Origin of the sequence: Facklamia languida CCUG 37842, from assembly GCF_000245795.1 — a bacterium.
Taxonomy (GTDB): domain Bacteria; phylum Bacillota; class Bacilli; order Lactobacillales; family Aerococcaceae; genus Facklamia; species Facklamia languida.
In genome coordinates, this window is the sequence record NZ_JH601133.1 from 1,411,796 (window position 1) to 1,431,758 (window position 19,963).

The window sequence follows — 19,963 nt, forward strand, 5'->3', positions numbered from 1 at the left end:
GTTTAGTGGCATGTCTTTTTAGTATGATTTTTTTAACCAAGCTAAGCAATGAGTCTTTGCTTGGTTTTTTTGTTGGGATTCTAGATAAAGGAGGGAGCGTCAATTTGAAATTAAACAAGCTTGTTCTGATGGCGGTCTTGATCGCCTTGTCCGTGATTGGATCGACCTTGAAGGTCTTTTCAACGGTGGCTTTTGATTCCCTACCTGCCTATTTAGCGGCCATCTTGCTTGGGCCACTGGCCGGCGGGATCATCGGTGGGCTCGGGCATTTGATCACGGCCTTGACTGCTGGTTTTCCTTTGGGAGTGCTAGTCCACTTGATTACGATCTTGGCGATGGTAGTGACCATGGGGGTCTTCGGCTATGGCTATCGCAAACTGATCCTTCCCTTCTATCTGAAGGCCTTAGTTCTTGGCCTAGTCGGTTGGCTCTTCAATGCGGTCCTCCCTCTCGTCCTCTTGATTCCCATTGCTGGTCAAGGACTCTTTATGGCCTTCATACTGCCCTTGACCCTAGCAACTTTGGCCAATCTCTATCTGGCTCTTATCATAGCCCAAGTGCTGCCGGATTCGATCAAAGAGCGGATTGTATGACCCGAAAGTTGCTTGTAAAGACGCCAGCCTCTTGTGGTGAGATCGTAGAGGGGCGGGATGATCAGGGGTCCTTTCTGCTTTCCTATGCCATCAATTGTTACAGTCGGATTCAGATCACGCCTGGGCCTTGGCGGCCCTTGCCTCCCAAGTCGCAGGCCATGGTTCATCGTCTTCAAGCCTTATGGAATTTACCAGATCTAGACCAACTGATGATCCAGATCGATTCGGATATTCCACTTGGCATGGGCATGAGCTCTTCGACCGCTGATTTAGCTGGACTGGTGGTGGGTTTGGCTATGTGGTACCAGATCCCGATCAGTAACCAGGAGGTCTTTGACCTATGTGTCAAGGAAGAACCCAGTGATGGGGTGATGTTTAGCCAGCCCAGCCTGGTGAACTTTATGGAGGGAGGACCAGTGGCCTATCGCTTAGCTGATTTTGATTATGACGTATTATGTCTCTTTGCTGACCGACGGGTGGAGACTTGCCAGCACTACCAAGACCCGCGACTGGAAGCCATTCGCCACCGGCAGAGAAGAGACTATAGCCGGATGCGTGATCAGTTATTCCGCGTCCAATCACAGTCGGATCTGGCTGACTTGGCCTTTCAATCAGCCTGCCTCAACCAAGCGATTCATGCCTTACCTGGATTAGAGCAATTGAACCAGTTAAGACAGACCCTGGGAATTGCTGGCTTTAATATTGCCCATTCCGGGTCGGTGATTGCAATTTGGTTTAGGGCAGACCAGATTAGGAGTCAGGAAATTCTGTCGCTATTAAGGTCGATTAAGCTTGCCTATCATGATTACCAAGTCTATCGAACCGTTGATGGAGGGAGTGAAGTCACATGGGTCGGATCCCATTAATATTATGTGCTATTCTACTCGATTTACTCATTGGCGATCCTGAATCTTGGCCACACCCAGTGCGGGCGATGGGCAGTTATATTGTCTATTTTAAGCGTCGGTGGATTCGTGACTCCCTAACCGCCAACCAGAAATTAATCCGGGGAAGTTTGCTGTGGGTCAGCTTGGTTGTCATGACCCTGACAGTAGTTCTTCTAGTGACAAAGGGTTTGGCTACAATCCATGAGGGCCTAGCGGATATTTGGTCGCTTTACCTCTTCTATTCGGGTCTTTCAATCAAGTCATTGGCGCAAGAGGCCCGTCGAGTGCAGCAGGCCTTGAGGGAAAGGGGGCTCATAGCTGGTCGTCAGCAGGTTGCCCGGATTGTGGGTAGGCAAACTGACCAGTTGAGCCAGGAAGAGGTGATTAAAGCAACTGTCGAAACCGTCGCCGAGAATACCTGTGACGGGGTCATTGCGCCCCTCTTCTATGGCTTGCTCTTTGGACCGGCAGGGATGATGGTTTATAAGGCGGTTAATACCATGGATTCAATGTTGGGCTACCGGAGTCCGGCTTATGAACACCTAGGCAAACCGGCCGCCTTGATGGATGATGGATTCAATTATCTTCCAGCTCGACTGGGAGCCTTATTCATGGTGTTTGCTTGTTGGCTCTTGAATTATCAGCCACAAAAGGCGATCCAGATCTTGATCCGAGACCGTCGCCAACATGCTTCACCGAATGCGGGTTATGCCGAAGCAGTGGTGGCCGGTGCACTCGGCCTCCAGCTGGGGGGTGGTCATTACTACCATGGCCAATGGGTTGACAAGGCAAGTATCGGGGATCATCTTAACCAGGCAAGTTTGAAGGATATTACCCGGGTCAATCGGATTCTTTACTTGACGAGTGGCCTGGTCTTTGTCTTATTGGGACTGATCCAATTGCTTTGCTGGAAGGAGGGGATTTAGATCATGGCAAAGAGTTTGATGATTCAAGGAACCATGTCGGATGTTGGTAAGTCGATGATTGTCAGTGCTCTGTGTCGCTATTTTGCCAATCAAGCAATCCAAGTCTTCCCCTTCAAGTCACAGAACATGTCCCTCAATACCTACCGGCTGAAGGATGGGGGAGAGATTGCACTTTCACAGGTTAGCCAGGCTCATGCGAGTAAGCGAACTCCTGAAGTGGCCATGAATCCTATCTGCCTCAAGCCCTGCCAGGAAAATGGGTCCGAGGTCATCTACCTGGGACAGTCGCTCGGGATTTATCCAGCCCGTGACTACCACCAGCTAAAGCCCCAGTTAAAAGAAAATTTAAAGCCCCTCTTAAAGGAGATCTTTAGCCAGAATGATTTGGTGATTATGGAAGGAGCGGGCAGTCCAGTTGAGTTGAATCTCAAGGACCACGATTTTGTCAACATGGGCCTTGCCTTGATGACGGGGAGTCCCGTGCTATTAGTGGCAGATATTGACCGAGGAGGGGTCTTCGCGAGTATCTATGGGACCCTTGCCTTGCTGCAACCAGAAGAGCGCCAACTGGTCAAAGGAATCCTCATTAATAAATTCAGAGGGGACCTCTCCCTACTGCAACCTGGCATTAAGACGATTGAGTCTCTTACCGGCCTGCCGGTTCTAGGCGTTATTCCTTACCTCCCGCACCAGCTATGGGAGGAGGATTCCTTGGCCTTAGACCATCTAAAAAAATCACCAGGACCCTCCCAGCAATTGGACCTGGCTGTTCTGAAGTTAGACCGGATTGACCATCTGGAAGCAGTTCTCGCATTGAACCATTACCCTGGTTTGTCCTTACGCCTTATCCAGAACTTGAAGGAATTGGACCAGGCCGATCTGGTCCTAATTCCCCATAGTTTAGATCTTGATCGAAGGGACCAAATAATTCGCCACCACCAGGTCTATCTTGAGAATTATATCAGCTTGGGGGGAGAGGTCTTGGTGGTCGGACCCAGTGAATGGAATCCTCCCCAAGTCCATCGTCTGGATGAACAAGAAGACTTATTGGATGAACAGAAATTATTCGCCATTTTGAACCCCTTATTAGAGCAAAAGCACATGGCTATCTTGCAAACGACAGCTTCTGGCCGCCCTGATTTGGAGCGGGAATATGACCGGTGGGCGGACCATGTCATCAAGCATCTGGATCGGGAGCAATTACAAGCCATAATCGATGAGGGGAGGGATGATAAATGGGAAAGTTAACCTATATAACGGGTGGTGCTAAGAGTGGAAAGACCCGCTTCGCCCAGGACCAAGTCCTAGCTGGCAATTTTCAATCAGTAGCTTATCTGGCAACACAAGCCAATGATTTCAAGGATCAGGAGATCCAACGGGCGATCGCCAACCACCAGGCCAGCCGCCCCCAATCCTGGCAAACGGTTGAAGCCTACCAGGATTTGGACCAGGTGATTCATCAATTAGATGGGACTGTTCAAGCGGTCATCCTGGATTGTGTGACCTTGTGGTTGACCAATAATCTCTTTCATTATTGGGACCAGCAAGCACCAGAAGGAGATATGGACTACGAGACCTTATCCGCGCAAGCGATTGATCAAGGAGAGTCCTTCTTGCTAGCTGAGATGGACAAATTATTGACAGCGATCGATCAGTCCAGTCTGGAGGTTTGGATGATCTCCAACGAGGTCGGTGCCAGTTTGGTCCCCAGTTACGCCTTGGGACGCATCTTTCGTAACTACCAAGGGGTGATTAATCAACATATTGCTCAAGCCAGTAATCGCGCCTATTGGATGGTGTCCGGTTTGAGTGTTCGCATTAAGTGAGTCTTGCTTGGTTATGTGCTTTATTATTTAAGGTCTTACTTTTAAGGGGGGGATGCTAGAATAGCGAACTTAAGAGTCGGTTACTCAGGTCAAACGGAAGGAGAAAAAAATGAAAAATACTAAAATTGTTAAATGGCTATTAACCATGACCCTGGCTTTAACCATGGTGCCTGCTTATTCTGCTCAAGCGAATCAAGCAACAAAAGAAGGCCTTAAACTAACGGATATGGCGGGTCGCGAGGTCGTCCTAGAAGAAGGACCCGCAACAGAGATTGTGACCTTGATGCCGTCCGATGCAGAGATCTTATTTGAACTAGGAGCAGGGGACACCATCGTTGGACGGGGGACCTATGTTGATTATCCAGCTGAGGAAGTCGAAGATATCCCAGCGATTGCGACCGGTAAAGACTTGAACATCGAGGAAATTATTGCTCTCGATCCACAAGTGGTGATTATGACAGGGATGGCCTTAAATGAAGACCAAGTCAAGGCCATTGAAGAAGCAGGAATTCCGGTCTTGATTACGGATGCGACGACAATTGACGGGGTTTATGAAGCCATTGATCTTTTGGGGCAAGTGGTGGACCGTCAAGAGGAAGCTCAAGAATTAATTGACGAGATGAAAGCTACTTTTGCTAACTTCCAAGAAAAAGCCAGCGAACAAGAAAAACCGGGAAGTATTTATTATGAAATTAGTCCCTTAGAGTACGGCTTATGGACGGCTGGGTCTGAAACCTTTATGGATGAAATTGGTTCTTTATTAGGCTTAGAAAATATCTTCGCTGACCAGAAATCCTTCGTTGAAATCTCGCAAGAACAAGTCCTCGATAAGAACCCGGATTATATTCTGACAACCAGCATGCAGATGGATGAGTCAGCACCTGAACCCCAAGACGAAATTAAAGAACGTCAAGGCTGGGAGGAAGTGACGGCTGTTAAGGAAGACCATGTCTTTGCCATCGACAACTCAGCCTTCACGCGTCCTGGTCCTCGTTTAGCTCAAGCGGTTGAAAGCCTCTATCAGCTTGTATACGGTGAATAATTAAGAAAGAGTGATCCTCTTGATCAAACGATCCAGGCTTATGATAGCCCTCCTCATGACACTTATTATCTTCATGACCTGTTTGCTGATTGGTAGCGTGTCAATCCCTTTCAAGGAGAGTCTTCCCATTCTCAAGAACTTCTTGATGGGGCAAAAAGATAACAGCCAATACGGGAAAATCCTGGTAAGTATTCGCTTGCCTAGGGTTTTGACAACCTTTTTGATGGGGATGGCCTTATCCTTAAGTGGCATGACCATGCAGAGCTTGTTAAAGAACCCTCTGGCGGATGGGTCGACTCTTGGTATCTCGGCAGGTGCATCTTTAGGGGCGGTCCTAGCCATTGTATCCGGGGTTTCTTTGCCACTGGCTTATTTTAAGACAAGTTTTATGCTGGCGGTTGTTTTTGCCTTCTTATCATTAGTCTTGATCCTCTTTTTTACCTATCAGATTGACCCTAAGATGAATAATATGACGGTCATTTTGACAGGGATTATCTTCTCCATGCTGGTCTCGTCTGCACTAAATCTGATTATTGTCTTTGCCGATGATAAGCTCAAGTCGATTATCTTCTGGACCATGGGGTCCTTAGCAGGTGCCACTTATGCAGACGTGGGGGTTTTATTGGTTGCCCTGATTCTGGGAGGGTTGATGATAGGGGTGCATGCCATTGAATTGAATGCCTTTGCCGTGAGTGAGAATATGGCCCGAAATATCGGTGTGGATGTCTTCAAGACCCGGATCCTCTTATTCATTGCCATCGCCATTCTGATCGGGATCAGTGTGGCAGTAGCAGGGACGATTCCTTTTGTTGGATTGATCATCCCTCATATGGCTAGGATGTTAGTGGGGAATCAACACCAACGCTTGATTCCAGCAACTCTTTTCTTAGGCGGGAACTTCATGATGGTGGCAGATCTAATCGCACGAACCATTGCCAGTCCGCTTGAATTGCCTGTTGGGGTGATTACTTCACTGGTAGGAACCCTTACTTTCTTCTATATTTTCTACCAGAGGGGGGGACGCCGTGTATGATCGAGGTGGCAGACTTAGCGGTTCGAGTCAAGGACCAGTTACTCATCTCAGAAGTATCTTTTCACATGCAGGTCGGGCAATGGCTGATGATCTGTGGACCCAATGGCTCTGGTAAGACCAGCTTGGTGAAGGCTTTAACAGGTGAATATCCCGCCCAGGGGAAGATCATCCTCCAAGGGCAGCCCCTTCAATCCTATTCATCCAAGGAAAAAGCCAAGCGCATTGGCTTTCTAGACCAACAGCATCCCTTGCATTTTGACCAAAGCCTAGAAGACTTGGTCGCGCTGGGTCGGTATGCCTACCGACGGTCGCCTTTCAGTGGCTTAACCAATCAGGACCATGACCAGATCGAAAGGGCGATTGACCAAGTGGGCTTGTCGCACTTGGCCTCTCGGTCACTGACCCATCTATCTGGCGGTGAATTACAGCGCGCCTTCTTGGCTCAGGTCTTTGCTCAAGATCCCCAACTATTGGTCTTGGATGAACCAGGCAACCATCTTGATTTGGTCTATGAGAAGGAATTATTTGGCTATTTGGACCAGTGGTTAAGTAAGCCGGGACGGGCCTTAATTTCAGTGGTTCATGATCTCAGTATTGCCAAGCAATACGCTGACCAAGTCCTCCTCATGCATCAGGGACTTGTCAAGGCCTTCGGTCCACCTCAAGAAGTACTCACGAGTCATTGGCTGGATCCCACTTACCAGATGGATGTCGTGACCTATCTACAAGGTAAATATCAATCTTGGCAGACGGAGTGACAGACTCCCTATTGAATCGAATCCTTTAGCAAAGGCAATGTCCTACTTGATTAATCAGGGGGACTTGCCTTATTTTTGTTTTCTCATCATTCAGCACTCGATGACATTGGATTTAGGTCATTTGACTTCCCTTATTACAAGACAGTTCCATTAATTTGAGACATTGGACTGAATGAGAAGCCTCAGTTGAAATTGCCTGGTTTTTATGAAATACTAGATAAACATTTAATAAGTGACTGAGATGAGGTGAAGTGATGAAACCTGTTCAACTGACGAATCAACCCTTGAGTCCTGAAACCCAAGCCCTAATTGAAGTAGGCATGGAGCGGTTGAAGGAAGCAGGCTTTAAATTAACAAAGAAGCGGCAAGAGATTTTAACCCTTTTTGCTGCTAACCAGCGCTACATAACTGCCCTTAATATTCATAGTGCCTTACAGGCCTCTTATCCGACCATGTCTTATAACACAACCTACCGTAATCTTTATGACTTTGTGGATGTTGGGATCTTAGAAACAACTGAGTACCAACAGGAGCAGCTTTTCCGCTTTTCTTGCCACCCCCACCAAGATGGCCACCATCACCACCATCACTTTATTTGTACGAATTGTGGTCATACCATCTTATTGGATGCCTGTCCATTAGACCATATTTCGACGGATTTAAGTGAGGTAGAGATTCAATCGCACCGGTTTGAAGTCTTTGGTCTATGTGCAGACTGTAAGGCCCATGCAAGTCAGTCTGTAACCAGTTAAGAAGAGGTGGATTAAGGGATTCTTCCTACTTCCATTTACTGGCTAGAAGTAATTGCCGCGTCGGTGTGCTTTTGGGAAATCCACCTCGCCCTTATCTGAAAAAACCCGAGTCACTTTTGATAAAATACCAGAATGGGCTAATCTTTTGCTTGCAAAGCTTGAATTAGGTGGTATAATTATCAGAGGACTTTATTTAGAAGATGATTCTAAGGAAAGGTTACTACAAGCTCGGGGGGAGGGGAAGCCATATGTCAAAAACAATCGTTCGTGATAACGAATCATTGGATGACGCTCTTCGTCGCTTCAAGCGTAACGTTTCTAAAACAGGTACTTTGAGAGAAGCGCGTAAACGTGAATTTTACGAAAAACCAAGTGTTCGACGTAAGAAGAAATCAGAAGCAGCACGTAAGCGTAAGTTTTAAGCGTAGCGCTTAAGTGAGCAAAATAAATAATTTCATTTGAGAAGGTAGGAGACTACCTTCTTTTTTGCGGTTTTAATTTGACGGATAGTCTTTCATGATCCTATCTTGGCTTGGCCAAGGATTGAGTTTGAAATAGGATTTCCCTTCATTTTGTGGTAATCTAGAGAAGAGTGAATTTTAGATAAAGGAGACGACTTTTTGAATCACAACGATAACTTTTCTAAGCAAGTAACGGTGACGAATCCTGACTGGTTAATGGCCTTATTAGGTAGTCACGATAAGTACCTTCGTTTAATAGAGGAGTCTTTTGAGGTATCGATAACCAATCGTGGGGACCTGATTACGATTACTGGCAGCGATGAAGACCAGGTCGAGACCGTACGACAAGTGTTTTTGAACCTCTTACTGCTATTGGAGCGGCAAATTACACCGCGTTCAATGGATATTATTACAGCGATTAAGATGGCCAAGAATGACCGGCTCGATTATTTTATTAATTTATATGAGGAAGTGGTCGGACGAGCAGCAGATGGTTCAGCCATCCGGGCCAAGAACTATGGCCAATTGCAGTATGTGAAGGCCGTTCATAACCAGGATGTGGTCTTTGGTATGGGACCAGCCGGAACGGGTAAGACTTTCTTGGCAGTTGTCATGGCTGTTCAAGCGATGCGGGAAGGCAAGGTGAAGAAGATTATCCTCACCCGGCCTGCAGTGGAAGCGGGCGAGAGCCTGGGCTTTTTGCCAGGGGACCTCAAGGAGAAAGTGGATCCTTATCTACGTCCAATTTACGATGCCCTATATACCATCTATGGAACCGAACAGACCAACCGTATGATGGAGCGGGGGGTTATTGAGATCGCTCCCTTGGCTTATATGCGGGGGCGGACCCTGGATGATGCCTTTGTGATTCTCGATGAAGCGCAAAATACAACGATTGCCCAAATGAAGATGTTCTTAACCCGGTTAGGCTTTGGGTCCAAGATGATCATCAATGGCGACCAAACACAAATTGACCTGCCAAAGGGTGTGCGCTCGGGGCTGATTGACGCCCATAGTAAATTAAAGGGGTTAAACCGAATCGGCTTTGTCAGCTTTGATGAATACGATGTGGTCCGTCATCCAGTTGTCGCCGATATTATCCGAGCTTATGGTCATGAGAAGAATGGCTAGTGCGTAAAGGAGGAAGGTTGCAGTGAATCGTCGCTTGCAAGATTTTCAAGAGAAGCTGGGTCCTTTTTATCTCCCTCTGATTGGGCTCTTAGTCACTTTAATTATTGGACTCTTGGGTTATAGTCATGTTAAGCCTAAGACCTATCATTTTGAGCTCAACCAGGTCGCAGATCAGACCATCCTAGCACCTGCTACGATTGAAGACCAAGAACAGACAGCGATTAACAAGCAAAGGGCTAGGGACTCTGTTAAAGATATTTATCTCTTTCAAGAAGATGTTCGCGATCGTGCTTTAGAGACAGTGGGACAATTTTTTGCCCGCATGAAACTCCTACGAAATAATCGTTATACCCTTAAGCGGGTGAAGGAAATGGCTGCATTATCGGATATTGATTGGCCAGAAGAAGTGGCCTTGTTAGATGAGGTCGACCGGCGTACTGATCAAGCAGAAGACTTTATGAACCTGACTTTTGTTGAGCAGTTGGTAATTTTTAAGGCAGATATGGCCCAACAACCAACAGGAATTAAAGACTTGGCCCAGGCCTTGAGCCAATCAAGTGTGGAACAATTAGTTTCCATGAATAATAAGGAATTAGCCCGGGTTCAAGACCAGCTTGAAGAAGATTTGGCTAGTAGCTTGGAGAAGGAACTCTCGTCTGCTGAGGTAGAGGAGGAGACCAATAAGTGGCGGTCAAGGTTGACTTCATCTGATTTATCTTATGCTAACCAACAACTCTTCTTGAACTTTTTCGACCATTTGATTCAGCCAACCTTAATCTATTCGGAGACTGAGACGAACCGTTTGAAGGATGAGGCGGAAGCCCAAGTCCAGCCTTCTTATATCCTGCAAGGCCAAGTGATTATTCAAAAAGGCCATATTATCAGCCAAAATAATCTTAGACAGCTGAACCTCTATGGCTATCTGGATTCTACTACGCGGCAGAACCTGATGATGGTTTTTATGGGCTTAATTGTCATTCACGGCTTTTTGATGGTTGCCATTTTCTCTGATGGCTTTAAATGGCGGGATATAAAGACGGCCAACCGTGAGATCACCGCTTACGGTTTGATGCTGGTTGGGAGCCTTCTCTTGGTCAAAGTGGGCCAGATGATGAAGGGGTCTCAGATGACTTACGCCACCCTGATGGTGCCAGTGATGATCCTACCGATCTTACTCAAGCCTAAAATCAAAATGTCCGCTACTTTAATGGCTCTCATCGCCTTAAATTTATTTAGCCTGTTCTTTATTTCGGATAATGATAACCAGACCATGGTAACCTTTGTCTCTTTATTCTATTGGTTCGTACAAGGAATCAGCTTAATCATGGTATTATCAAGTAAGTTCCACCAGTTGACCTATCCTCGTCTCTTGGGGGTACAATTAGTGATCCAATATGCAGTGGCGCTAGCCCTCATGGTGGCTTTAAATATCACGGTCTTTTCCAGCCAGGGCTTGACGATCCTGGCCCTGGTCCTCATCGCCAACCTTTTAGGGATCCTGTTATTGGCGACACTCACTCCCTATTGGGAGCAATTACTGTCGGATAAGGCGCCGATGACTTTGAACCAATTAGCTAATTTGAACCACCCTTTATTAAAATTATTGATCGAAAAAGCCCCAGGGACGTATCACCACTCGATGATGGTGGCCAATCTAGCAGCCAACGCGGTCGAAGTGATTGGAGGGGATTCTTTGATGACCCGGGTGGCGGCTTATTATCATGACATTGGCAAGACGGTCCACCCGCTCTTCTTCGTCGAAAATCTCTCGGGTGGCGTCGAGTCGCCCCATCGGATGGTGGAGGCAGAGGAGTCGGCTGCGATAATTATCGACCATGTCAACCAAGGGGTGCGGATTCTCAATGACTACCATATGCCACAATCCATCATTGATGTCTGCCAGCAGCATCATGGCACCACGCCGGTGGCCTACTTCTACCATCAAGCTAAGAGTCAAAAAGCCAATGTGCAAGAGGGACCGTTTCGCTATCCAGGACCGATCCCCCAATCCAAGGAAATAGCCGTGATGATGATTGCGGACTCCTTGGAAGCTGCCTCTCGGACGATGGCAGACTATAGCCAAGAGGCGATTGAGTCGCTGGTGGATGCGATCATCCAGGGCAAGATTTCAGATGGACAATTTGCTCAAAGTGGCTTGACAGTAGATGAGCTCTATCGAGTACGCCGGTCTTTGATTTCAGGGATTGGCTCGATGTATCATACGCGGATTGATTATCCAAAATAAGAGTGCGTTAGGAGCCAATATTTTTTGGCGGTTTTTGTGAGGAGGGCCATGAATGAATTTAGAAATTATTGATGATCATCACTATTTGACTTCAGACCAAATGCTTCTGATCGAAGAAGTTTTGCAGCTAGCAGGTCAGAAGTTAAAGCGGTCGGACCAAGACGAATTAGATGTGACTTTGGTGGATAATCCGACCATTCAAACGTTAAATCGGGACTATCGGGGAAAAGATCAAGTCACTGATGTCTTATCCTTTGCCTTGTTGGAAGGAGAAGAGCCAGTGGATTGGTCCAACTTATCCGACACGGTCGACTATCCGACCCACTTAGGGGATATCATTATTGCCTATCAACGAGCGGTTGACCAAGCAGAGGAGTATGGCCATTCGATTGACCGGGAGCTAGCCTTCCTGGCTGTTCACGGCTTCTTGCACCTTAATGGTTACGACCATCAGACTCAAGAAGAAGAACTTGAAATGTTTCGCCTACAAGAAGAGGTACTTGAAGACTATGGACTTACAAGATAGAAAGAACCCCCATTTTATTCAAGCAGTCAAGTGTTCACTCGCCGGGCTCAAGGCCGCTTTTACCAGTGAGCGTAATTTAAAGATTGACCTGGTGGCGGGCCTGGCGGTCATTGCTTTAGGACTGGTCTTGGACCTCGGGATCGATGAATGGCTTTGGTTGTCTCTAGCGATGACCGGGGTCTTGGTCACCGAATTATTAAACACCGCCTTGGAACGGGTGGTTGACTTAACGGTGGGTAACCAGTGGCACCTCCTGGCCAAAGAGGCCAAGGATATTGCCGCTGGAGCGGTTCTCATCGCCGCCTTTCAAGCAATGTTGATCGGAGCCTTGATCTTTGGACCTTACTTGTTAAAAGGACGAGGCTAGATAAGAGGAAGGAAGCTTTTAGATGGAAAATAAAGGATTCAAGTCGGGGTTTGTGACCTTGATCGGGCGACCAAATGTTGGAAAGTCCACTCTGATGAACCAGATTATTGGGCAAAAAATCGCCATTATGTCGGATAAGGCGCAAACGACCCGCAATAAGATCCAAGGGGTCTATACCCGGCCAGATGCTCAAATCGTCTTTATGGACACTCCTGGCGTGCATAAACCCAAACATGCCTTGGGTGACTTTATGGTGAAGACTGCTTATTCAGCCATCCAAGGAGTGGATGCCGTTCTGGTTCTTGTCAATGCGGCGGAGAAGATGGGGCCTGGTGACCGCTTTGTCTTGGATAGGGTCCGGGACTTGAAGATTCCTGTCTGCCTGGTTGTGAATAAGATTGACCTGATTGATAAGACCCAATTGATGCCGATCATTGACCAATACACCCAGGAATATCCTTTTGATGAAGTCTTCCCAATCTCAGCCCTAACGGGAGAATCGGTTGACCGCCTATTGGAACGGTTGGTGGAATTGATGCCACAAGGCCCTCAATATTATCCTGCCGACCAAGTGGTTGACCATCCAGAATATTTCTTAGTGTCAGAATTGATCCGCGAGCAAGTCTTATTTCGAACACGCGAAGAAGTTCCCCATTCTGTGGCAGTCAGTGTTCAGTCCATGCAGAAGAATGAAGAAGACGAGGTTGAGGTGCTGGCAACGATCATTGTGGAGCGTAAGAGTCAAAAGGGAATCTTGATTGGCGCTCAAGGGAAAATGATTAAAGAAATTAAACGAGGCGCAAAACGTGAAATTGAAGCCCTCTTAGGTAGCAAGGTTTACCTCGACTTATGGGTGAAGGTGCAAAAGAACTGGCGCGACCGACAGTCCCAACTCAATGACTTCGGCTATCGTCCAGATGATTATTAAGGGGGCATCCTGGATGTATGCCAAATTTGAAGGCATTGTCCTTTTTGTTAGACCTTACCGGGAAAAGGACGCGTTAGTGAAGATATTTACCAAGGATTTTGGAACCCGGATGTTCTTTATCAAGGGCTACCAGGCTATTAACCACCCCTTAAAAAAACACTTGTTGCCATTAAGTCAACACCAGTATGTTGGCCGAGTGAATGATTCGGGTTTTTCTTTCTTGAAGGAAGGGGCCACCTTGAATGCCTTTCGTCAGTTACAAGCGGACCCCTTCTTGCAGGCGCATGCGGCCTATGCGAGTCAATTGATTGACGCGAGTATCGAAGACCACCAGGTTGACTTGCAACATTATCACTTATTCGAAAGGGTCTTGACTAAGTTGAACCAAGTCAAGGAAGGCCGTCCCGTGACACTCTGGTTAGAAATAAACCTGTTAAGTCGATTTGGACTTCAAGTCGATTGGCTTCACTGTCAAGAATGTGGCGGACAAGCGCGCCCCATGGATTTCTCCATGGTCCGTCAAGGGGTCTTGTGCGCCCATCATTTACAAGCTGATCCATACCGCCTGCAGTTAAGAAAACCTGTCTTGACAGTCATTCAGACCCTGAGTCAGATTCAGCTCCAGCAGTTAGGCGAAGTCCAAGTGAGTGACCAGACCTACGAAAGCTGTCAAGCAGTCATGCAAATGATCTATCAGGAATGGGTGGGCATGCACTTGAAGAGCGCTTCTTATCTCCAGGCGCTCTACCGAACGGCCAAGACTTGGCAACCATCGGGGGAAGACTAGGCCGCCTTTCAAGGCTTTGCTTTTTCGGCTACTCTACTAGAATTAAAAGTTGTAAAAAACTAAAATAAAAACAGCTAAGATACCGTCAATAAGACAGGTTTCAATGCTTATCATAGGGGACCGCCTTTCAAAGCGATGCTTTTCCAGGCTCGATCCACTAGGCAATGCCTAAACGGTAAACCGTAAGGCATTGCACGCTGCGTGGATCGTCCTTCTTCCTATGATTAAGCATTGAAACCTGCCTTTTATTGACGGATTTTATATCTATTTTGAGGCTTTTAATTCTAATATAGTTACCAAAATAAAAACTAGTTTAATAAGCTATTGTCAATAAGGTGATGTTTATTTTAAAAGAAAGTTAAGCCGACAGATAGCATTTGACTCGTCTTCGAATGATAAAAATGAAGTAAATATACAGGTGAGCGTACCAGGATATAGAATACAAAAATAAAGATCAGTATTCATTTTATTGATGTCCTAGGATATATTAAAAAAATTAAAGCTTCAATCTTTCAGAAGGCAGAATTTGAATAGAAAATAAAAGAGTAGGTAGTATGTCTTGCCCATTTCGACAGCCTGCTTTTTCATTTATATCCTTTTCTAATTTAATAAGCAGATTAAAGGTTGATTGATTTTTTTCTGATTTAAAAGTCAAGTTTTAAATCTATTATTGATCAAGATACCCTGAAATTGATTGAAAAAGCTAGGTTTCCTCTCCTCTTAGGCTTGATTGTTTTAATAATCAGTCTTTGATCCCTGGTTATTTAGCTTTAATTTTAAATTTTAGGTTGATTACCTAAATTTTTAAGTGATTTAAGAAAGGTTTAATACTGTTATTGGCAATGTTTATTCAATCATTTTTGATTTTGCCACTTAGATTAATCTAGAAAGCTTTAAATTGATAGAAACGTGAATCCGTCAATAAAAGGCAGGTCCCAATGCTTAATCATAGGGAGTAGGACGATCCACGTAGCGTGCATTGCCTTACGGTTTACCGTTTAGGGAATGCCTAGTGGATCGAGCCCGGAAAAGCACCGCTTTGGAAGGCGGTCCCCTATGATAAGCCTTGGGGGCTGCCTTATTGACGGCTATCCTTCCTTTTATTTTTTTAGTTCTCGAATCACTTAATCCAAGTGACCTAGTCCGTAATGCAAGACTAGGCTAATCATCTATTAATTGACAATTCCCCGATTTATTAGTAAAATTTGAACCAATCAAGGTGGATAAAGAAGATAGTATAGCGACTCTAGGAGGGTGTAAGCTAGAGCAAATCGAAGGTATCCTTGGTAAAGTTGAATCAAATGAAGTGCTAACAGATTGTTAGAATTAGGGTGGAACCGCGAAAGAACTTTTCGTCCCTATGACCTCGATGGGGTCATGGGGATATTTTTAGTTTTGAGATAAGATGAGGAGAGAAAAGACAATGGCAGTTGAATCCATACAAGACATGATCTTAACCTTGCAGAAATTCTGGTCAGACAAGGGTTGCTTGATTTTACAATCCTACGATACCGAAAAAGGGGCAGGAACGATGAGTCCTTATACCTTCCTACGGTCAAATGGACCTGAACCCTGGAATGCCGCCTATGTTGAACCTTCGAGACGGCCAGCCGATGGTCGTTATGGTGAGAATCCCAACCGTCTCTATCAGCACCACCAATTTCAAGTCGTCATGAAGCCCTCCCCCTTAACGATTCAAGAGGACTATCTAGATTCCTTACGGGCCCTAGGCATCGACCCTCTTCAACATGATATTCGCTTTGTTGAGGACAATTGGGAGAACCCCTCTCTTGGATGTGCAGGTCTGGGTTGGGAAGTCTGGGTCGATGGCATGGAATGTACCCAATTCACTTATTTCCAACAAGTAGGCGGTCTGAAGTGTGACCCGGTGACGTCGGAATTGACCTATGGCTTGGAACGCTTAGCCATGTATATCTTTGATGTCGAGAATGTGTATGATCTCGAATGGGCACCAGGCGTCAAGTACGGTGAGATCTTTAAGCAACCTGAATATGAACATTCAAAGTTCTCTTTCGAACTGGCGAATGGAGACTTGCTCTTTGAACAATTTGATTCCTTTGAAGGGGAAGCCCTTCACCTGTTAGATGCCCAATTAGTCCACCCAGCCTATGATTATATTCTTAAGGCGAGTCATACCTTTAACTTACTCGATGCGCGAGGCTTGATTTCACCTTCGGATCGGGCTGCTTATCTAGGGCGGATTCGCAAGCTCGCGCGGGGGATCGCCAAGGCCTTTGTTGCAGAGCGGGAGGAGCTCGGTTTTCCCCTGTTAAAGAATCAGACGCAAGCGTAAAGGAGGGAATGTGATGAACCATTATTTATTAGAGATTGGAATGGAAGAGATCCCAGCCCGTTTCCTACAATCACTCAGCCAACAATTAAAAGACAGACTAGCGGCTTATTTAGAGGCAGAGCGGATTGCTTTTGATGGTGTCGAGGCTTTTGCCACCCCCCGTCGCTTGGCGGTACGTGTGAGAGGCTTGGCAGACCAGCAACAAGCTTTGGAAGAAGAAGTAAGAGGACCTTCCTTGAAAGTAGCTAAGGATCAAGCAGGCCAATGGAGTAAGGCGGCGCTTGGCTTTCTAAGAGGGCAGCAGGCGCAAGTCGAAGACCTCTTTATTAAAGAGGTTAAGGGCGTTGACTATGTCTTTGTCAACAAGGTGGCTGCTTGTCAGAGTGTCGAGAGTGTGCTCGCAGGTATCTCGACTGTGGTCGCCCATATGAATTTTCCAGTCACCATGCGGTGGGCTGATCTAGGGATCGAGTATATTCGACCTGTCCACTGGATTGTCTCCCTTTTGAATGACCAGGTGATTCCTTTTGAATTTGCCGGTATTCAAGCAGATCGTTATACCAGAGGGCATCGTTTTCTAGCGGGCCAGCAGGCGGTTGAATTGTCCCATGCACTCGATTATGAAGAAAGCTTGATGGATGCCTTCGTGATTGCGGACTTTGACCGTCGTCAAGCCGTTATTCAAGACCAAATTAACCGTTTAGCTCAAGAAAAGAACTGGGTTGTACCAGAAAACCAGGAATTACTAGACGAAGTGACTGCGATCGTCGAATGGCCAACCGCCTTTTCGGGTCAATTTGAGGAGCAATACCTCGAACTCCCTGACCAAGTACTGGTTACAGCCATGCGGGACCACCAACGCTACTTCTATGTGCTGGATTCGCAAGGAGAACACTTGCTGCCTTATTTCATTTCGGTCCGTAATGGCCACCAAGCCCATATGGACAATGTCATTAAGGGTAACCAGAAGGTGCTGCGGGCACGCTTGGCCGATGCAGAGTTCTTCTACCAGGAGGACTTGAAGCACACATTAACCGATTTTGTAGACCGGTTGGGAAGTTTAAATGAACATTATCAATTAGGCACTTTCGCTGACAAACAAGACCGTGTGGGAACTCTAGTGGATGCCTTAAGTCATTCACTGTCCCTGGATTCTCAAGTCAAGGAGGACGCCTTGCGGGCTAGCCAAATTTATAAATTTGACTTGGTGACCTTAATGGTTGATGAATTTTCTGAGTTGCAGGGGGTTATAGGTGGTATCTATGCGCAGCATTATGGTGAGAATCATGCGGTGGCTCAGGCCATTAGCGAACAATACCTCCCAACTGCTGCAGGGGGGGACCTGCCCCAATCGCCAGTTGGGGCCTTACTCGCTGTGGCGGATAAGTTAGATACTTTAATGGCTTACTTTAATGTGGGAATCATTCCAACAGGCTCGAATGACCCTTATGCCCTGCGTCGGCAGGCAATGGGCGTGGTCGAGATTCTGATGGCGCAAGACTGGCAGATCGACCTCTTGCTAGTTTTTGAGGACCGTATGGCGGATCAGGATGCACGTGCGGCCTTAGTTGACTTTATAAAGGCGCGGGTTCAAGTCTATATGGACCATCAAGCCATTGACTATGATCTGATTCAAGCGGTTCTTGGCCAACCAGGCCTCATTCCCTGGCGAATGGTTCAAGCGGGGCGTCAAATAGCGCAGAAACGCTTTGAAGATCGGCCAAGTTTCAACTTGATGATTGAGAATCTATCACGTGTTGTCAATTTAGGTAATAAGGTTGAAGAGACGGTTGCTTTAGAGCTAGACCTTGCTCAGAGTGATTTAGAAAGAGACCTGATCCTCAAGGTTCAATCGCTCAAGGCCGGTGAGAGCTTGGCTGAAGAGATCCAAGTCTTCTATGAGATCAGTCCGATGATTGCGGCTTATTTCCAAGACCATATGGTCAATGCAGAAGATCGGGGTCTGCGCTTTAATCGCTATCAGTTAATGGCAGATTTGACAGCGGCCATCTTAAGGGTCTTTGACCCCCGACAAGTTGTTAATAAATAAAGATCGAATTGAAATGAGAGGAGGGAGACCATGTCGACATTTTTAGACCGAGCACAGGTAACCGCCATCGCAGGCAAAGGCGGTGATGGGATGGTTGCCTTCAATCGAGAGAAGTACCGCCCTGACGGAGGACCGGCAGGGGGAGATGGTGGAAATGGCGGAAATGTCATCTTCAGAGTGGATGAAGGTCTGAGAACGCTGATGGACTTTCGCTATAACCGACATTTCAAAGCCAAGGGTGGCGAAAATGGAATGTCTAAGAGTAAGTATGGGGCCAATGCCGAGGACTTGATTGTAAAGGTTCCTCCAGGTACGCTGGTGCGAGAGGCTAAGACCCAACGAATTATTGCCGACCTAGTGGACCATGGCCAGGAAGCGATTGTGGCCAAAGGGGGACGCGGAGGCAGGGGGAATATTAAATTTGCCACCCACAAGAATCCTGCCCCCTCCATAGCGGAAAATGGTGAACCGGGTCAAGAGGTTGAACTGGCGCTAGAGCTCAAAGTCTTAGCAGATGTAGGCTTAATCGGCTATCCAAGTGTAGGAAAGTCCACCCTTTTATCTGTGATCTCCAACGCTAAGCCAAAGGTAGCAGACTATCAATTTACAACCCTGGTGCCGAACTTGGGTGTGGTCCATTTAGCCCTTGACCAAGAATTTGTGGTGGCGGATATGCCTGGACTGATTGAAGGAGCCTCACAGGGAGTCGGACTGGGAATTGACTTTCTTCGTCATATTGAACGAACTAAGGTCTTGCTTCATGTGGTGGACATGGCTGGTGTTCATGGGCGCGATCCTTTTGATGATTTCAAGTCAATCATGGAGGAATTAGGCCGTTACCATGCCAAGTTGCTCCTGCGGCCGATGATCATTGTGGCGAATAAGGTTGATTTACCGCAAGCAGAAGCGAACCTTGCGACCTTTAAGGACCAATTAACCGCCTATTATCAAGATCAAGACCAGGCAGTGCCTCCGATCTTTGCGATTTCAGCCTGGCAACAAGCTGGGGTAAAGGACCTCCTCCAAGCAACTTATCAACTCGTGCAAGAGAGCGAATTTATCCCACTGGAAGAAGCAGAAGCAAGCCACCAAGTCTACCAACTGGAAGAAGAGGCTGGTTTCCAAGTCGAACAGCTTGAAGAAGGGTTGTGGGAATTATCCGGTCCCAAGATCGAGAAGTTGTTCGCGATGACGAATACAGCCCATGATGAATCCTTACAGCGGTTTGCCCGTCAAGTTAGAGCGATGGGAGTTGACCAGACCTTGCGCGAAGCGGGGGCCAAAGACGGCGATACCATTCTCTTGATGGATTTCCAATTTGAATTTGTTGATTAGGT

19 protein-coding genes are annotated in these 19,963 nt (G+C 46.7%); all 19 read left to right on the plus strand.

Features of this window, described 5'->3' with window-relative positions; all coding sequences use genetic code 11:
- Nucleotides 1-104 precede the first annotated feature (104 nt).
- The 19 genes from HMPREF9708_RS06550 (at nucleotide 105) to obgE (ending at nucleotide 19,961) form a co-directional block, all read left to right on the plus strand.
- Entirely contained in the window at nucleotides 105-593 is a 489-nt protein-coding gene (locus HMPREF9708_RS06550) for an ECF transporter S component (protein WP_006309478.1), read from the plus strand.
- On the plus strand, nucleotides 590-1,459 hold the full coding sequence (locus HMPREF9708_RS06555) for a GHMP family kinase ATP-binding protein (RefSeq protein ID WP_006309479.1): 870 nt from the start codon (nucleotides 590-592) through the stop codon (nucleotides 1,457-1,459). Before HMPREF9708_RS06550 ends, HMPREF9708_RS06555 begins: the two co-directional genes overlap by 4 nt.
- Entirely contained in the window at nucleotides 1,441-2,406 is a 966-nt protein-coding gene (cbiB, locus tag HMPREF9708_RS06560) for an adenosylcobinamide-phosphate synthase CbiB (protein WP_006309480.1), read from the plus strand. The genes HMPREF9708_RS06555 and cbiB overlap by 19 nt, the downstream gene beginning before the upstream one ends.
- Nucleotides 2,407-2,409: 3 nt before the next feature.
- A complete protein-coding gene (locus tag HMPREF9708_RS06565) occupies nucleotides 2,410-3,654 on the plus strand; it encodes a cobyric acid synthase (RefSeq protein WP_006309481.1) in 1,245 nt (414 codons plus the stop codon).
- On the plus strand, nucleotides 3,642-4,232 hold the full coding sequence (cobU, locus tag HMPREF9708_RS06570; RefSeq protein ID WP_006309482.1) for a bifunctional adenosylcobinamide kinase/adenosylcobinamide-phosphate guanylyltransferase: 591 nt from the start codon (nucleotides 3,642-3,644) through the stop codon (nucleotides 4,230-4,232). Before HMPREF9708_RS06565 ends, cobU begins: the two co-directional genes overlap by 13 nt.
- A gap of 109 nt (nucleotides 4,233-4,341) precedes the next feature.
- Nucleotides 4,342-5,274, plus strand: a complete 933-nt coding sequence (locus tag HMPREF9708_RS06575) for an ABC transporter substrate-binding protein (RefSeq protein WP_006309483.1) — start codon at nucleotides 4,342-4,344, stop codon at nucleotides 5,272-5,274.
- A gap of 55 nt (nucleotides 5,275-5,329) precedes the next feature.
- On the plus strand, nucleotides 5,330-6,307 hold the full coding sequence (locus HMPREF9708_RS06580; RefSeq protein ID WP_232215553.1) for a FecCD family ABC transporter permease: 978 nt from the start codon (nucleotides 5,330-5,332) through the stop codon (nucleotides 6,305-6,307).
- Nucleotides 6,304-7,065: an ABC transporter ATP-binding protein gene (locus HMPREF9708_RS06585; RefSeq protein ID WP_006309485.1), complete on the plus strand. Its 762-nt coding sequence runs from the start codon at nucleotides 6,304-6,306 to the stop codon at nucleotides 7,063-7,065. The genes HMPREF9708_RS06580 and HMPREF9708_RS06585 overlap by 4 nt, the downstream gene beginning before the upstream one ends.
- A 254-nt stretch (nucleotides 7,066-7,319) precedes the next feature.
- On the plus strand, nucleotides 7,320-7,817 hold the full coding sequence (locus HMPREF9708_RS06590; protein ID WP_006309486.1) for a Fur family transcriptional regulator: 498 nt from the start codon (nucleotides 7,320-7,322) through the stop codon (nucleotides 7,815-7,817).
- A 248-nt stretch (nucleotides 7,818-8,065) separates the two neighbouring features.
- Entirely contained in the window at nucleotides 8,066-8,239 is a 174-nt protein-coding gene (rpsU, locus tag HMPREF9708_RS06595; protein ID WP_006309489.1) for a 30S ribosomal protein S21, read from the plus strand.
- A gap of 198 nt (nucleotides 8,240-8,437) precedes the next feature.
- A complete protein-coding gene (locus HMPREF9708_RS06600) occupies nucleotides 8,438-9,409 on the plus strand; it encodes a PhoH family protein (protein ID WP_006309490.1) in 972 nt (323 codons plus the stop codon).
- Nucleotides 9,410-9,431: 22 nt separating this feature from the next.
- Nucleotides 9,432-11,654: an HD family phosphohydrolase gene (locus HMPREF9708_RS06605; RefSeq protein WP_006309491.1), complete on the plus strand. Its 2,223-nt coding sequence runs from the start codon at nucleotides 9,432-9,434 to the stop codon at nucleotides 11,652-11,654.
- A gap of 52 nt (nucleotides 11,655-11,706) precedes the next feature.
- Nucleotides 11,707-12,180 carry an rRNA maturation RNase YbeY gene (ybeY, locus tag HMPREF9708_RS06610; protein WP_006309492.1) on the plus strand — a complete coding sequence of 158 codons (474 nt, stop codon included), beginning with the start codon at nucleotides 11,707-11,709 and terminating at the stop codon, nucleotides 12,178-12,180.
- The gene (locus HMPREF9708_RS06615; protein WP_006309493.1) at nucleotides 12,164-12,547 is read left to right on the plus strand and encodes a diacylglycerol kinase family protein; all 384 of its coding nucleotides are present in this window, start codon (nucleotides 12,164-12,166) and stop codon (nucleotides 12,545-12,547) included. The genes ybeY and HMPREF9708_RS06615 overlap by 17 nt, the downstream gene beginning before the upstream one ends.
- 22 nt (nucleotides 12,548-12,569) lie before the next feature.
- Nucleotides 12,570-13,475, plus strand: coding sequence for a GTPase Era (era, locus tag HMPREF9708_RS06620; protein WP_006309494.1), 906 nt, complete (start codon nucleotides 12,570-12,572; stop codon nucleotides 13,473-13,475).
- Between the two features lie 13 nt (nucleotides 13,476-13,488).
- A complete protein-coding gene (gene recO / locus HMPREF9708_RS06625; RefSeq protein ID WP_006309495.1) occupies nucleotides 13,489-14,262 on the plus strand; it encodes a DNA repair protein RecO in 774 nt (257 codons plus the stop codon).
- 1,423 nt (nucleotides 14,263-15,685) lie between these two features.
- Nucleotides 15,686-16,576: a glycine--tRNA ligase subunit alpha gene (gene glyQ / locus HMPREF9708_RS06630; protein WP_006309496.1), complete on the plus strand. Its 891-nt coding sequence runs from the start codon at nucleotides 15,686-15,688 to the stop codon at nucleotides 16,574-16,576.
- Between the two features lie 13 nt (nucleotides 16,577-16,589).
- The gene (gene glyS, locus HMPREF9708_RS06635; RefSeq protein ID WP_006309497.1) at nucleotides 16,590-18,626 is read left to right on the plus strand and encodes a glycine--tRNA ligase subunit beta; all 2,037 of its coding nucleotides are present in this window, start codon (nucleotides 16,590-16,592) and stop codon (nucleotides 18,624-18,626) included.
- 30 nt (nucleotides 18,627-18,656) lie between these two features.
- A complete protein-coding gene (obgE, locus tag HMPREF9708_RS06640; RefSeq protein WP_006309498.1) occupies nucleotides 18,657-19,961 on the plus strand; it encodes a GTPase ObgE in 1,305 nt (434 codons plus the stop codon).
- The last annotated feature ends 2 nt before the right edge of the window (nucleotides 19,962-19,963 follow it).

What these genes read in the sequence shown, in the direction of transcription:
- HMPREF9708_RS06555 (WP_006309479.1), top strand. Translation starts at nt 590, where the DNA reads ATGACCCGAAAGTTGCTTGTAAAGACGCCAGCCTCTTGTGGTGAGATC.
- cbiB (WP_006309480.1), top strand. Translation starts at nt 1,441, where the DNA reads ATGGGTCGGATCCCATTAATATTATGTGCTATTCTACTCGATTTACTC.
- HMPREF9708_RS06565 (WP_006309481.1), top strand. Translation starts at nt 2,410, where the DNA reads ATGGCAAAGAGTTTGATGATTCAAGGAACCATGTCGGATGTTGGTAAG.
- cobU (WP_006309482.1), top strand. Translation starts at nt 3,642, where the DNA reads ATGGGAAAGTTAACCTATATAACGGGTGGTGCTAAGAGTGGAAAGACC.
- HMPREF9708_RS06575 (WP_006309483.1), top strand. Translation starts at nt 4,342, where the DNA reads ATGAAAAATACTAAAATTGTTAAATGGCTATTAACCATGACCCTGGCT.
- HMPREF9708_RS06580 (WP_232215553.1), top strand. Translation starts at nt 5,330, where the DNA reads ATGACACTTATTATCTTCATGACCTGTTTGCTGATTGGTAGCGTGTCA.
- HMPREF9708_RS06585 (WP_006309485.1), top strand. Translation starts at nt 6,304, where the DNA reads ATGATCGAGGTGGCAGACTTAGCGGTTCGAGTCAAGGACCAGTTACTC.
- HMPREF9708_RS06590 (WP_006309486.1), top strand. Translation starts at nt 7,320, where the DNA reads ATGAAACCTGTTCAACTGACGAATCAACCCTTGAGTCCTGAAACCCAA.
- rpsU (WP_006309489.1), top strand. Translation starts at nt 8,066, where the DNA reads ATGTCAAAAACAATCGTTCGTGATAACGAATCATTGGATGACGCTCTT.
- ybeY (WP_006309492.1), top strand. Translation starts at nt 11,707, where the DNA reads ATGAATTTAGAAATTATTGATGATCATCACTATTTGACTTCAGACCAA.
- HMPREF9708_RS06615 (WP_006309493.1), top strand. Translation starts at nt 12,164, where the DNA reads ATGGACTTACAAGATAGAAAGAACCCCCATTTTATTCAAGCAGTCAAG.
- era (WP_006309494.1), top strand. Translation starts at nt 12,570, where the DNA reads ATGGAAAATAAAGGATTCAAGTCGGGGTTTGTGACCTTGATCGGGCGA.
- recO (WP_006309495.1), top strand. Translation starts at nt 13,489, where the DNA reads ATGTATGCCAAATTTGAAGGCATTGTCCTTTTTGTTAGACCTTACCGG.
- glyQ (WP_006309496.1), top strand. Translation starts at nt 15,686, where the DNA reads ATGGCAGTTGAATCCATACAAGACATGATCTTAACCTTGCAGAAATTC.
- glyS (WP_006309497.1), top strand. Translation starts at nt 16,590, where the DNA reads ATGAACCATTATTTATTAGAGATTGGAATGGAAGAGATCCCAGCCCGT.
- obgE (WP_006309498.1), top strand. Translation starts at nt 18,657, where the DNA reads ATGTCGACATTTTTAGACCGAGCACAGGTAACCGCCATCGCAGGCAAA.